Source organism: Nocardioides cavernaquae (genome assembly GCF_003600895.1).
GTDB lineage: Bacteria > Actinomycetota > Actinomycetes > Propionibacteriales > Nocardioidaceae > Nocardioides > Nocardioides cavernaquae.
In genome coordinates this window covers 858,969-871,279 of the sequence record NZ_QYRP01000002.1, presented here as the reverse complement: position 1 = coordinate 871,279, position 12,311 = coordinate 858,969, and the positions used below count along the sequence as shown (strand labels likewise).

Below are 12,311 nucleotides of genomic sequence, written 5' to 3'. Positions count from 1 at the left end.
CCAGACCTTCGTTGGGCAGAGTGAGCAAAGTTGAGTTGCCAACACTCAACTTGTTTGGCAGACTGGCCGCATCGCGGCAGGATGGCCGCAATCCCAGACTTCGCCCGGTTCGACACAGAGACACCGGGTCCAGCACTAGCAACACGGAGGAACACATGGCCCGCGCAGTCGGCATCGACCTCGGCACGACGAACTCCGTCGTGTCCGTCCTCGAAGGTGGAGAGCCCACCGTCATCGCGAACGCCGAAGGCGCTCGCACCACCCCGTCCGTCGTCGCCTTCGCCAAGAACGGCGAGGTCCTCGTCGGCGAGGTCGCCAAGCGTCAGGCGGTCACCAACGTCGACCGCACCATCCGCTCGGTCAAGCGCCACATGGGTGAGAGCTGGTCCGTCGAGATCGACGACAAGAAGTTCAACCCGCAGCAGATCAGCGCCTTCATCCTGCAGAAGCTGAAGCGTGACGCCGAGGCCTACCTGGGCGAGACCGTGACCGACGCGGTCATCACCGTCCCGGCGTACTTCTCGGACGCCCAGCGCCAGGCGACCAAGGAAGCCGGCGAGATCGCTGGCCTCAACGTCTCCCGCATCGTCAACGAGCCGACCGCGGCCGCGCTGGCCTACGGCCTCGACAAGGGCGACGACCAGACCATCCTCGTCTTCGACCTCGGTGGCGGCACGTTCGACGTGTCCCTGCTCGAGATCGGCGAGGGTGTCGTCGAGGTCAAGGCGACCTCCGGTGACAACCACCTCGGTGGTGACGACTGGGACAACCGTGTCGTCCAGTGGATGATCGACAAGTTCAAGGCCAACAACGGCGTCGACCTGGGCGCCGACAAGATCGCCAAGCAGCGCCTCCAGGAGGCCGCGGAGAAGGCGAAGATCGAGCTCTCCTCCTCGAGCGAGACCACGGTCCACCTGCCCTACATCACGCACGGCGAGTCCGGCCCGCTCCACTTCGAGGAGAAGCTGACCCGCTCGGAGTTCCAGAAGATCACCTCTGATCTGCTCGAGCGCACCAAGAAGCCCTTCCAGCAGGTCCTGAAGGACGGTGGCGTCGCCATCGCCAACATCGACCACGTGGTCCTCGTCGGCGGCTCGACCCGCATGCCCGCGGTGACCGAGGTCGTCAAGGAGCTGCTCGGCGGCAAGGAGCCCAACAAGGGCGTCAACCCGGACGAGGTCGTCGCCGTCGGCGCCGCGCTCCAGGCCGGTGTCCTCAAGGGCGAGGTCAAGGACGTCCTGCTCCTCGACGTCACCCCGCTCTCGCTCGGCATCGAGACCAAGGGTGGCGTCATGACCACCCTCATCGAGCGCAACACCACCATCCCGACCAAGCGGTCCGAGATCTTCACGACCGCTGACGACAACCAGCCGTCGGTCGAGATCAAGGTCGCCCAGGGTGAGCGCCAGATGTGGTCGCAGAACCAGCCGCTCGGCAACTTCGAGCTGACCGGCCTGCCGCCGGCGCCGCGTGGCGTGCCGAAGATCGAGGTCACCTTCGACATCGACGCCAACGGCATCGTCCACGTCTCCGCCAAGGACCACGCGTCCGGCCGCGAGCAGTCGATGACCATCTCCGGTGGCTCGGCGCTGGGCAAGGACGAGATCGACCGCATGGTCAAGGAGGCCGAGCAGTACGCCGAAGAAGACGCTCGCCGGCGTGAAACGGTTGAGGCCCGCAACCAGGCCGACTCGCTCGTCTACACGACCGAGAAGTTCCTGGCCGACAACGGCGACAAGATCCCGGACGAGGTCAAGACCGAGGTCGCCGCCGACGTCGACGCGCTCAAGGCCGTCCTCGCCAACGAGGAGGCCACCTCGGAGGAGCTGACCGCCGGCGTCACCAAGCTCGGCGAGTCCTCGCAGAAGATGGGCGCCGCGATGTACGCCGCCGCAGAGGCCGAGCAGGCCGCTGCCGGCGGCTCCAGCGAGGCGACCGGCGAGGCCGATGACGACGTCGTCGACGCCGAGATCGTCGACGAGGACGACTCCAAGTGACCGAGGAAAACCTCACCCCGGAGGGGGAGCCGCAGGAGACTGCGGCTCCCTCCCCGGAGGGTCACAGCTTCGGCGACTCCGCGGGTGAGATGGCCAACGAGACCGAGGTCGAGGGCGCTGCGTCCGACACGGCGGAGCAGTCGGCGGCCGACGAGCTCGTCGTCGCCAAGATGGCCCTGGAGGAGCGCACGCTCGATCTCCAGCGCCTCCAGGCGGAGTACTCCAACTACCGCAAGCGGGTCGACCGTGACCGGGAGCTGACCGCCCAGAACGCGACGTACAAGGTCCTTGCCCCGATCATCGACGTGCTCGACACGATCGACCGGGCCCGTGAGCACGGCGAGCTGGACGGCGGCTTCAAGGCCGTGGCCGACCAGCTCGAGCGCATCGTCAGCAACCTCGGGCTGACCCGCTTCGGCGAGCCCGGCGATGCCTTCGACCCGACGCTGCACGAGGCGCTCACGCACCTCGGCACCGACGCCGCGGTCGAGGTCACCACCTGCCAGCACGTCGCCAAGGTCGGCTACAAGATCGGTGACCGGGTCGTGCGTGCCGCGCAGGTCCTGGTCGTCGACCCGGCCGACAGCTGATCGCCACACATTCGAGTAGCGGAGGGGAGGAGCGCGCATGAGCGCGAAGGCAGACTGGGCGTCGAAGGACTTCTACGCCGAGCTCGGCGTCAAGAAGGACGCGTCGCAGGATGAGATCAAGAAGGCCTACCGCAAGCTGGCGCGCGCCAACCACCCGGACTCCAACCCGGGCGACGAGCGGAAGCACGAGAAGTTCAAGTCCGTCGCGGAGGCCTACGACGTCGTCGGCGACGCCGACAAGCGCAAGGAGTACGACGAGTTCCGCACCGTCTCTGCCGGCTATCCCGGTGGCTTCGGCGGCGGAGCCGGTGGCTTCGGCGGAGGCGGTTTCGACCTGAACGACCTGCTCCGCGAGCGTGCGGGTGGCGGAGGTGCCGGTGGCTTCGGCGACATGTTCGGCGACCTCTTCGGAGGTGCCCGGCAGCGCCAGCCCCGGCCGCGCAAGGGCCAGGACCAGGAGACCACCGCGACCATCGGCTTCACCGATGCGATGGACGGCGCCACGGTCAGCCTGCGGCTGGCCAGCGATGGCGCCTGCCCTGAGTGCGGCGGCACGGGCGGCATGCCCGGCACGCGTCCGCACGTCTGTCCCGAGTGCGACGGCGCGGGCTACGTCGTGGCTGGTGTGGGTGGCGCGTTCTCGATGAACGAGACCTGCCCGACCTGCCACGGTCGCCAGCTCGTCTACGACCAGGCCTGCCCGGTCTGCCACGGCTCCGGCCGCGGCACGTCGAGCCGCACCATCCAGGCCCGGATCCCCGCCGGGGTCAAGGACGGGCAGCGCATCCGCCTGCGCGGCAAGGGTGCCCCGGGTGACAACGGCGGTCCCCACGGTGATCTCTACGTCACGGTGAAGGTGCGCCCCCACCGGCTGTTCAGCCGCAAGGACGACAACCTGACCCTCGAGGTGCCGGTCTCGTTCGACGAGGCGGCGCTGGGCGCGGAGATCAAGGTGCCGACCCTCGGCGGCGCACCGGTCACGCTCAAGCTGCCGGCTGGCACCCCCAACGGACGCACCTTCCGGGTGCGTGGCAAGGGCGCCCAGAAGGCCGATGGTTCCCAGGGTGACCTGCTGGTGACCGTGGAGGTCCAGGTGCCGGCAGTGCTCGACGCAGCTGCCCGCGAAGCGGTCGAGGCCTACCGGGCAGCGACGGCAGGCAAGCCGCTGCGCACGAAGCTGTTCGAGGAGGACTGACATGGCCAGGGGTGCAGGTCCGGAGCGTCCGGCCCCTGACGCTGCGGTCTACGTGATCAGCGTGGCTGCGGAGCTCACCGGGCTCCATCCGCAGACGCTGCGCACCTGGGAGCGCCTCGGCCTGATCACGCCGGGGCGCACCGGGGGCGGCGGTCGTCGCTACTCCCACACCGACATCGAGCTGCTGCGCGAGATCGCCGACCTCACGGGGCACGGCATCGGCCTCGAAGGTGTGCGCCGCATCCTCGATCTCGAGCACCGGGCGGCGGCGCTCGCGCAGCGCAACGCCGAGCTCCAGGCCGAGCTCGATGCCACCCGCGAGGCTCTCCAGTCCCTGGTCGCCTCCCGTGCTGCGGTCGCCCCCCGCCCGCCGGGCACCCTGCCCGCCCTGCGCCCCGACACCTCGTCGCAGATCGTCGTCTGGCGTCGCGACCAGCGTTGACACGGCGCAAGTTCGGCGTTGACACGGCGCAAGTTCGGCGTCGGGTGTGACGTATTCCTGACCGATCGGCTGACAGGCCGATCGGGTCCGCCCGGGCATGCTGTCCGGCATGTCTGTCCGGTCCCGCGCTGTCCTCGCCGTTCTCTGTCTCGTCCTCGTCGTCGCAGCGGCACCCTTCGCCTACGGATACGTGACGAAGTACCTGAAGCTCGGGGTGAGCTCCGGCGACAACCCGCTCGCCTACGTGACCGTCGTACACCGGCAGCTGCCGCCCGGGCAGGTGCCCGTGCCGTGGGTCGAGCGGCTCGAGAAGCAGACCGGCGACGACCTCGGCATCGTGGTGCGGCAGGACTGGAGCAACCGCACGGGCGAGGGTCCGTACGCCGCCGACGCGGCCTTCCAGGGCCGCCTCGCCAGGCACGCAGCGGTGCCGAAGAAGGGCGACTACCGCGTGATCGGGGTGGCCGCCAACATGACGGATCGGCAGGCAGTGAAGGGATTCGGCTCGTTCTACGCGATCTGGTTCCAGACGCCGGTCGATGCCGAGAACTGGCTGATGGCCAACCCCGCGATCTTCACCGACGCGGCTGCGGAGAAGTCGCGGCACACGTGGTGGGCGGGCTTCTACGCGTTCTACTACGCCCCGCCCACGGACGGCCCGGACCTGACGGACGAGGTCGACACGTGGGTCCGCAGCATCACCGGCTGCCCGAACGGCGAGGCCGGCTGCAAGGTCCCCGACTTCCTCAAGACCGCAGGCGTCGCCCCGTCGTCCTGATCGGCCGCGGTGAGAACGACGACGTCCCGCGGGAACCCAAGGCTCAGGGCTGGTCGGCGAGCGTCGCGGGGTTCTCGATGGACCCGAACGAGCCGAGCGGCCGCAAGCGCAGGTTGAGGTGGCCGCCGATGTCGGCACCGGGCACGAACCCGTAGGTCCGGCTGTCGTCGGAAGAGCCCCAGTTGTCGCCGAGGAGCCAGTACTTGCCGTCGGGCACGACGACCTCGTGGAACTGTGTGCCTGCGGTGCCGTCGTCCTCGCAGCACGGGGCGACGCGGTCGCCGATCTGGCCCTCCCAGGTGGGGTTGACGACGTACTGCGCCGTCTCGGAGCCCGCCGGGGTCACGGCGACGACAGGTGCGCCGCGATCGAAGCGGATCGAGACGGTGTCGCCCGGCAGGCCGATCACGCGCTTGACGACCGGGGTCTTCGCGACGCCGACGCGTGCCTCGACGAGGTCGAAACGCTTGATCGTGCCGCGGTCCCAGAACTTGACGAGCAATCGGTCGCCTTCGCGCACGGTGGGCTCCATCGACTGCCCCTTGACCGTCACCGAGAAGGCCAGCGCAGCGACAATCGTCAACAGGGCAAGGAGTCCTGCGATCAACGCGGCCCAGCCGAGTGCTGCGCCGATCGAGCCGCTCTCGTCGCGTCGGCGACTGGCCACTGAAACTCCCTTGTGTGGGTCCGGTCACGCTTGTGTCACGTTGGTTTACATTCTGGACGAACGTGTCATACGTTACACAGCGGTCGCCGTGGTCACGTTCCTCTGGGGAGAGGAGAACTGACCAGCCCGGGATGGGAGTCCGGGTCTCGGCGCAGGATTGGGGAGGGAAATCCAATCTCGAGCGGTGGCTGCTGCCGCATACCCGCGAGTGCGGGCGTGCGTTTTTCCTGGGAGGGAAATCCACATGAAGGAAAAGGGAATGGGCCGCGTGCGGCTCGGACGCTTCGCCGCTGTCACGCTGCCTGCCGCCGTTGTCTCGGTGGGCCTCGGCGTGGCGATGCTGCAGGGCGCGGTCTCCGCGTCGCTCAGCTCGACGACGCCGTTCAAGGTCACGGCTGCCACCGGCAGTGGCTCCGGCGTCGAGCTGTCGCTGCGTGCGGCGCAGGCAGCGGCGTCGCAGACGGACGCAACTTCTGCTGACAAGCAGTCCGCGTTCGTGACTCTCCACGACGGCACGGTCAACACCGTCTGCCTCGCGGCGAACCAGCCCACCGGCCTCGGGTTCATGCCGAACATCGGCCTGAGGATCTCGCTCCCGGGCGCGGTCTCGCTGGGCGACTCGGTGGACCTCAACGCTCAGGGCGTCACGACGGATGCCGTTCTCAAGAACGTCTCCGTGGGTGTGGCGCAGCAGGAGCTCAACCACCAGGCGGGTGTCGCCAATGGCGCCAACGTCGGTGGTTTCGGTATCGAGTCCGGCGAGGGGACGACCGGTGGCGCTGCCAACGACGTCACCAACGTCGACCTCGACAACATCAACGCCGACGTCTTCCAGGTGGCGCTCAGCTCCATCGGCCTGACCGGCGTGACGTTGACCCCGACCGCGGGCCTCGCAACCTGCAACTGATCGAGCTCATCAGCTGAAGGACCGTGCCGGCGGCGGCCTGATCGTCCGCCGCCGGCACGGTCCGGAAGTCCGATGCCCGACGGGGGCAGCGGACCTCCACCTCGTGGAATTCCTTGGGAGGGGAAAGACCGATGCAGAACTCAACCGTGGCGCGCGTGCGCCACTCGCTCTACCGATTCCTCAAGACCCGGCCGACCATCGGCTGCGTCCTGCTCGCCCTCGGCGGCTACTTCGTCCTCAAGCCGGTCATCGGCAGCACGTTCCAGTTCCTGTCCTACCTCGGGGTGGGTGGCGCGCAGGTCTACATCCTCGGCGGCGGCATGGTCGCGGCGGCGTTCGTCGCGTTCTTCGTGCCGGCGCAGCGTCACTTCCCTGCGCTGATGGCGCTGGCCTTCTCGATCACGTCGCTGCCCCTGGCCAACCTCGGTGGTTGGCTGATCGGCATGGTGCTCGGCATCGTCGGCAGTGGCCTGATCTTCGCCTGGACGCCCTACAGCGAGAAGCAGCTGTGGCGCATCGAGGAGAAGGCTGCCGAGAAGCAGGCCCGCAAGGCAGCACGCAAGGGCACGCCCGTCGACTCGGGCATGGCGTCGGCGGCATGAGACGACGCGCCCTCCGGACGCGCTTGCGGGAAGTCGCTCACCGTCGTCGACAGGCGATGGCTGAGCGGCTCGCCGCCGTGCACTCGGCATCCGATGCGATGCTCGCCCGCGCAGACGACGGAGTACGCCGCGGCACGCGCAAGCGGTCGGGCGTGCTCGCCGGCATCGGCCTGGCCGGCCTCGCGGGAATGTTCCTCGGGGTCAGCCAGAACGTCCTGGCCGTGAACTTCACGACCGCCAACACGTCGTACAAGGTCTACACGGACAAGGTCTCCGGTCTCAATGCCGCGGGCTACCTCAACGTCCAGGACCTGTACGGCGCGACCGACGACGCCGTGGTGCAGCTCGGGTTCAAGACGGCGACGCTCAACGGTCTGTGTGCCATCGCGAAGCAGACGCTGCCGGTGATCGGCGACGTCTCGTTGGTGGTCTCCGCGGGGGAGCCGGTCGACGGCGCGACCACCAACCCGGCCGGCCAGGAGATCAACGCGCAGCAGCTCTACCTGGCCTCCGACAACCTCACGGGCACGGGTGACCAGATCGCCAAGCTCACGCTGGGCCAGTCGGCGGACACGTTGATGATGGACACGCTCCCCTTCGCGGGCACGCCCGGCGCCTTCGGCCTGCAGGCCCAGACCCTCAACGTCTCCAACCTGGACGCGGACTCCTACGGCATCGACCTGCAGGGACAGATCAACCTGCCCAACCTGAAGATCCGGGTTCTGCCGGGCGTGAAGACGAAGGCGGACTGCAACTCATGATCGCCTCGACAGATCGCCTCGGCCCCAACCGCCGCGTGCCCGGCACCGATGCGGTGCGCTGGGCGCGTGCCTATCGGCGTACCCGCCCGTTCTGGGGTGGGCTCTGGCTGATGCTCGGCGGCCTGGTCGTGATCAAGCTGAACAGCTATCCGCTCGGCGTGGCCATGGCCGGCAGCTTCAACCGCTCCGCCGGCTACATTCTCGGCGGAGCCATGGTGATGTTCGGGCTGGTTGCCTGGGTCTCGCCGATCTACGCACGCCTGGTCGGGCTCTTCGGTGTCCTTGCCGCGATGGCGGCGTTCGTCGGGTCGAACCTCGGCGGCTTTCTCGTGGGGACCGTGCTCGGGATCATCGGAGGTTCGATGATCTGGGGCTGGGGAGAGCTGCGGCCGCGTCGCGGCAAGGGCTCGCCCGGCAGGACGCGCTCCCGACGGGGACGGCGGACCGGATCCGTAGCGTGAGTCGCCGCGGACAACGGTGGGTGGTCTTCGCCGCAGTCCTCAGCGTCGTACTGGCGCTGGGCCTGTGGCCCGACGCCCCGCGTGAGGCGGCGCAGGCGGCACAGGCCTGCGGCACGAGCGACGCCAACCGGGCCGTGCTCACCACGAAGAACGGCGTGACGCTGCGCCCGTGCCTGTCCAAGGTCACCACCGTCATGAACGTCCCGCGGACCCAGACCTCGAGCACCGGCTGCGGCACCTTCTGGCTGCAGCCCTGCTATGAGGCGGGGAAGTGGCAGATCACCGCGGTGAGCAAGACCGGCGGCCAGACGCTGAAGTACGCCGACGGGTCGACCGAGTCGGGCCTCTACCGGGTGACCTTCCAGCAGTTCCAGGTCCACAAGGACGCGACCCTGAGCACGTCCGGGGGAGCCGGTTACGCGGTCACGCTGAAGCCGGACTCGGCGGCAAAGCTCGGCAACGCGAGCGGCACGACCATCTACACCGACCTGTGGGTCACCGCGGACAGCATCATCAACCTGTCGTTCCTCACCTTCGGGTGTGAGGACAACGTGCGACCCGACGACCTGCTGTGGACGCTCGCCGACGTCTTCATCGATGTCAGCGCGACCGGATGCGGCATGAACCTCAAGATCAGGTACGCCGTGACGACGTCGTCCGGCGCGAACGGCGAGATCTCGGGTGCCTACTCGGTCAACCTGCCCAACACCGCGGTGACGGTGTCGTGATGGACGACTTCTCGGGCGGCGCCGACCACGCGGCGTACGGGACCTCCTGGCGGCGCGCGCTGCCGCTGATGCTGCTCGCGCTCGCGGCCATGGCGGCGACCCTGGTGATGCTGAAGCAGCAGGTGTTCGCGGCGGCGGTGACCTACCAGGGCACGGCCGCCAAGTTCTCGACCGGGCGCGTCACCGGGCAGGACATCGGGCTCGGCATGCGCCAGCTCAGCTCGAAGTCCTCCGGGGGCGTGGTGTCGACGAAGAACGTGCTGTCGGCCGGTTTCGCGGTCGGCAGCCTGGACGGGTTCTGTCTCTCCCAGGTCCAGAACGTCCCCGTGATCGGTGATGTCGTGATCAAGGTGAGGGCGGGAGACGGGAACGCTGCGACGCGCGAGATCTCCGCGGCCAACGTTCAGTTCGACATCGCGTCGCTGCGCGGCAACGGCACCGGGGTGAACCTCGACGGACGTGTCCAGATCGGCATGGCGAGCCAGGACATCACGACGCTGCCCAACACCGACAACCCCCTGGGCGCCCCCACCGGCATCGGCTGGTGGGGCATCGATGCGACGGCCGGCGACATCTTCAATGCCAAGGGCTTCCTGTACGACGCAGAGATCGGCGGGCCGCTGACCCTGCCGGGCCTGGCGATCACGGTGGTGCCCAAGGCGGCTGGCGGCACGGAGTGCTGGAACACGATCGGCGACGCCGTGCCCGTTCCGCACTAGACCGTTCCGCACTGGACAACTGTCCTGATTCGCCCGGATCCCGGATCGGTGTGGTGGCGGCGTGTGTTGCCGCTACCCTGCAGTAGCAAGTGATGGATCCCACAGGTGACGACCTGGCCGCAGGTCGTGGAGCAAGGCGGTGAGTGCGCTGCTTGACGCAGTGTTGGACTACCTCAGTCATGTCGACTGGGCGCTCCAGAACATCAATACGACCCATGAGTGGATCGCGTTCCTGTCGATCCCGCTCTTCACCGCAGTGGTCGGCTGGCTGATCAACTGGACCGGCCTGATCATGCTCTTCTACCCGGTCAACTTCCATGGCTTCAAGGTCCCCGGCATGAAGGAGATCGCCCGCCTCCTGCCGCACAAGCTGCAGGAAGTGCCCGGCATCCTCCAGGGTGGCCTGGGCTGGCAGGGCATCGTCCCGGCCCGCGCGGCCAAGATGGGCAGCATCGCCGTCGACAAGGCGATCGCCAAGCTGGGCACGCCTGCTGAGTTCTACCAGCAGCTCGAGCCGGACAAGATCGCCGAGCACATCGTCACGATGTTCGAGCGCGAGATCCCCGAGCTCGTCGACGAGGTCATGCGTCAGAGCAACCCGGCCTTCTGGCGGGACCTGCCGGCGAGCGGCAAGCGGGCGATCATCTCCCGCGTCCAGCAGCAGCTGCCCAGCGTCGTCACGTCGATCACCGACGAGATCGGCATCCACATCGACCAGCTGCTCGACCCGAAGATCATGGTCATCGACCACTTCCGGAAGAACCCCGGCCTGGTCATCCGTGTCTTCAAGGACATCGGTCAGCGCGAGCTGAACATGATGGTCAACTTCGGCTTCCTCTTCGGCTTCCTGCTCGGCGTCCCCGTCGCCTTCGCCGACCACTGGTTCCACCAGTGGTGGCTGCTGCCCGTCCTCGGTGTCGTCGTCGGTTGGGTCACCAACGCCCTCGGCATGTGGTTGATCTTCGAGCCGACGGAGCCGAAGCGCTACTTCGGCATCAAGTTCCACGGACTCTTCCTCCGGCGTCAGAACGAGGCCGCCGAGGTCTACGCCAAGATCATCGCCGACGACGTCATCACGCTCGAGCGGATCGGTGACTTCCTCATGGATGGTCCCCGCGGCGACCGCACGCGGCAGATGCTCGCGACGGCGCTCGGCCCGGCCATCGACCGTGCCGCCGGCCCGGTTCGTGGCGCTGCGCGCATCGCGATCGGCGCCCGCGCCTACGACGCGATCAAGGAAGGCTTTGCCCGCGAGGCCGTCGGTCGCACGATGACGCCGTTCAAGGACGAGGAGTTCTCCCGCGCCCAGTCGGGGAAGATCCGGGTCCTGATCGCCGCCCGCACCAAGGAACTTCCTTCACGTGACTTCGTCGAGATGATGCGCTCCGCCATCAAGGAAGACGAGTGGATGCTCTACGCTCACGGAGCGATCATGGGCCTGGCAGGTGGATTCATCCACTACGCGATCTTCGGAGTTGGTGGCGGATGAGCAGCAACAACCTTCCTGAGCGGGCGGCCTCGACGGCCCTCGCCACACCTCGCATGGACGCGTTCCCCGGACTGGTCCGGCTGGCGGCCACGTCATGGCTGCGCACTGCCGAGTGGACCGTCGTTGCCGGGGTGAAGGGTGGCCGCAAGGTCCTCTCCGCCGCGACCAACCCGAGCAGTGCCAAGGACCTCGCCGCGGGTGTGGCCCAGGCCGGCGCGATCTTCGGCGACCTCGCCAAGGCGGTCAGCAGCGGTGTCTCGCTACCTCAGGCGGTCATCCAGGTCAGCGCATCGCTCGGCTCGTCCAACCACCAGCCCGTGGAGGCCATCGCGGCCACCGCGGCTCGTCGTGAGCTGCAGAAGCAGCAGTCGCTGCGTGAGCAGGGGCAGGCGCTGCTCGCCCGCTCGCGCGACGTGTGGAACAACGAGCAGGGCCACCCGGCGTACGCCCGCATCCTCAGTGAGATGGCGCCCGACGAGGGCCGCGTCCTGATGCTGCTGCTCAAGGGCGGCCCGCAGCCGGCGGTCGACGTCCGCACCGGTGGCGCGATCGGCATGGTCAGCTCCACGCTGGTTGCTCCCGGCCTCAACATGATCGGCCCGCGGGCCGGGGTGCGCTACCTCGACCAGGTGCCGTCCTACCTCAACAACCTGTTCCGCCTCGGCCTGATCTGGTTCTCCCGCGAGCAGCTGTCCGACCCGCTCGAGTACCAGGTCGTCGAGGCGCAGCCCGACGTCCTCGCGGCCATGCACTCGGTCCGTTCGCACAAGGTGGTCCGTCGCTCGATCCACCTCACGCCCTTCGGTGAGGACTTCTGCCGCACCTGCCTGGTCACCGAGGCCGATGACCTGGCCGCTCTCCCCGAGCACCAGGCCCCCCAGGACCTCGACTAGCAACGTCGACACGTCGCAACCTCGGCGCCGACACGGCGCAAAGTTGGCCTCGACACGGCGCTACTTCCCGCAGTACACGGGA

14 protein-coding genes are annotated in these 12,311 nt (G+C 68.2%); 13 read left to right on the top strand and 1 reads right to left on the bottom strand.

Going from position 1 to position 12,311, the window contains the following annotated elements:
* The first annotated feature begins 155 nt into the window (after window positions 1-155).
* The 5 genes from dnaK (at window position 156) to D4739_RS04310 (ending at window position 5,002) form a co-directional block, all read left to right on the top strand.
* Window positions 156-1,997, top strand: a complete 1,842-nt coding sequence (gene dnaK, locus D4739_RS04330) for a molecular chaperone DnaK (protein ID WP_120059421.1) — start codon at window positions 156-158, stop codon at window positions 1,995-1,997.
* Complete coding sequence (gene grpE, locus D4739_RS04325) at window positions 1,994-2,587, top strand: nucleotide exchange factor GrpE (protein ID WP_238473519.1); 594 nt, start codon at window positions 1,994-1,996, stop codon at window positions 2,585-2,587. Before dnaK ends, grpE begins: the two co-directional genes overlap by 4 nt.
* 37 nt (window positions 2,588-2,624) lie before the next feature.
* Complete coding sequence (gene dnaJ / locus D4739_RS04320; RefSeq protein ID WP_120059420.1) at window positions 2,625-3,782, top strand: molecular chaperone DnaJ; 1,158 nt, start codon at window positions 2,625-2,627, stop codon at window positions 3,780-3,782.
* Window position 3,783: 1 nt separating this feature from the next.
* Window positions 3,784-4,224, top strand: a complete 441-nt coding sequence (locus tag D4739_RS04315) for a heat shock protein transcriptional repressor HspR (protein ID WP_120059419.1) — start codon at window positions 3,784-3,786, stop codon at window positions 4,222-4,224.
* Window positions 4,225-4,333: 109 nt separating this feature from the next.
* Window positions 4,334-5,002 carry a hypothetical protein gene (locus D4739_RS04310; RefSeq protein ID WP_147384800.1) on the top strand — a complete coding sequence of 223 codons (669 nt, stop codon included), beginning with the start codon at window positions 4,334-4,336 and terminating at the stop codon, window positions 5,000-5,002.
* 43 nt (window positions 5,003-5,045) lie between these two features.
* Here the strand turns inward: D4739_RS04310 and lepB are convergent, their stop codons facing one another.
* Window positions 5,046-5,669 carry a signal peptidase I gene (gene lepB / locus D4739_RS04305; RefSeq protein WP_120059417.1) on the bottom strand — a complete coding sequence of 208 codons (624 nt, stop codon included), beginning with the start codon at window positions 5,667-5,669 and terminating at the stop codon, window positions 5,046-5,048.
* A 244-nt stretch (window positions 5,670-5,913) separates the two neighbouring features.
* On the opposite strand from lepB, the gene D4739_RS04300 reads away from it, so the two are divergent.
* From D4739_RS04300 to D4739_RS04265, 8 genes are all read left to right on the top strand, one after another.
* Entirely contained in the window at window positions 5,914-6,576 is a 663-nt protein-coding gene (locus D4739_RS04300; RefSeq protein WP_147384798.1) for a DUF6230 family protein, read from the top strand.
* 131 nt (window positions 6,577-6,707) lie between these two features.
* Window positions 6,708-7,178 carry a DUF6114 domain-containing protein gene (locus D4739_RS04295; RefSeq protein WP_120059415.1) on the top strand — a complete coding sequence of 157 codons (471 nt, stop codon included), beginning with the start codon at window positions 6,708-6,710 and terminating at the stop codon, window positions 7,176-7,178.
* A gap of 56 nt (window positions 7,179-7,234) precedes the next feature.
* Window positions 7,235-7,939 carry a DUF6230 family protein gene (locus D4739_RS04290; RefSeq protein WP_120059414.1) on the top strand — a complete coding sequence of 235 codons (705 nt, stop codon included), beginning with the start codon at window positions 7,235-7,237 and terminating at the stop codon, window positions 7,937-7,939.
* A complete protein-coding gene (locus D4739_RS04285) occupies window positions 7,936-8,400 on the top strand; it encodes a DUF6114 domain-containing protein (RefSeq protein ID WP_120059413.1) in 465 nt (154 codons plus the stop codon). The genes D4739_RS04290 and D4739_RS04285 overlap by 4 nt, the downstream gene beginning before the upstream one ends.
* Window positions 8,397-9,128, top strand: a complete 732-nt coding sequence (locus D4739_RS04280; protein WP_147384796.1) for a hypothetical protein — start codon at window positions 8,397-8,399, stop codon at window positions 9,126-9,128. Before D4739_RS04285 ends, D4739_RS04280 begins: the two co-directional genes overlap by 4 nt.
* Window positions 9,128-9,847, top strand: a complete 720-nt coding sequence (locus D4739_RS04275) for a DUF6230 family protein (RefSeq protein WP_120059411.1) — start codon at window positions 9,128-9,130, stop codon at window positions 9,845-9,847. Before D4739_RS04280 ends, D4739_RS04275 begins: the two co-directional genes overlap by 1 nt.
* Before the next feature lie 139 nt (window positions 9,848-9,986).
* Window positions 9,987-11,336, top strand: coding sequence for a DUF445 domain-containing protein (locus D4739_RS04270; protein ID WP_120059410.1), 1,350 nt, complete (start codon window positions 9,987-9,989; stop codon window positions 11,334-11,336).
* Window positions 11,333-12,229, top strand: coding sequence for an Abi-alpha family protein (locus D4739_RS04265; RefSeq protein ID WP_120059409.1), 897 nt, complete (start codon window positions 11,333-11,335; stop codon window positions 12,227-12,229). Before D4739_RS04270 ends, D4739_RS04265 begins: the two co-directional genes overlap by 4 nt.
* Window positions 12,230-12,311: the final 82 nt, after the last annotated feature.

What these genes read in the sequence shown, in the direction of transcription:
- dnaK (WP_120059421.1), top strand. Translation starts at nt 156, where the DNA reads ATGGCCCGCGCAGTCGGCATCGACCTCGGCACGACGAACTCCGTCGTG.
- dnaJ (WP_120059420.1), top strand. Translation starts at nt 2,625, where the DNA reads ATGAGCGCGAAGGCAGACTGGGCGTCGAAGGACTTCTACGCCGAGCTC.
- D4739_RS04315 (WP_120059419.1), top strand. Translation starts at nt 3,784, where the DNA reads ATGGCCAGGGGTGCAGGTCCGGAGCGTCCGGCCCCTGACGCTGCGGTC.
- D4739_RS04310 (WP_147384800.1), top strand. Translation starts at nt 4,334, where the DNA reads ATGTCTGTCCGGTCCCGCGCTGTCCTCGCCGTTCTCTGTCTCGTCCTC.
- D4739_RS04300 (WP_147384798.1), top strand. Translation starts at nt 5,914, where the DNA reads ATGAAGGAAAAGGGAATGGGCCGCGTGCGGCTCGGACGCTTCGCCGCT.
- D4739_RS04295 (WP_120059415.1), top strand. Translation starts at nt 6,708, where the DNA reads ATGCAGAACTCAACCGTGGCGCGCGTGCGCCACTCGCTCTACCGATTC.
- D4739_RS04290 (WP_120059414.1), top strand. Translation starts at nt 7,235, where the DNA reads ATGGCTGAGCGGCTCGCCGCCGTGCACTCGGCATCCGATGCGATGCTC.
- D4739_RS04285 (WP_120059413.1), top strand. Translation starts at nt 7,936, where the DNA reads ATGATCGCCTCGACAGATCGCCTCGGCCCCAACCGCCGCGTGCCCGGC.
- D4739_RS04275 (WP_120059411.1), top strand. Translation starts at nt 9,128, where the DNA reads ATGGACGACTTCTCGGGCGGCGCCGACCACGCGGCGTACGGGACCTCC.
- D4739_RS04265 (WP_120059409.1), top strand. Translation starts at nt 11,333, where the DNA reads ATGAGCAGCAACAACCTTCCTGAGCGGGCGGCCTCGACGGCCCTCGCC.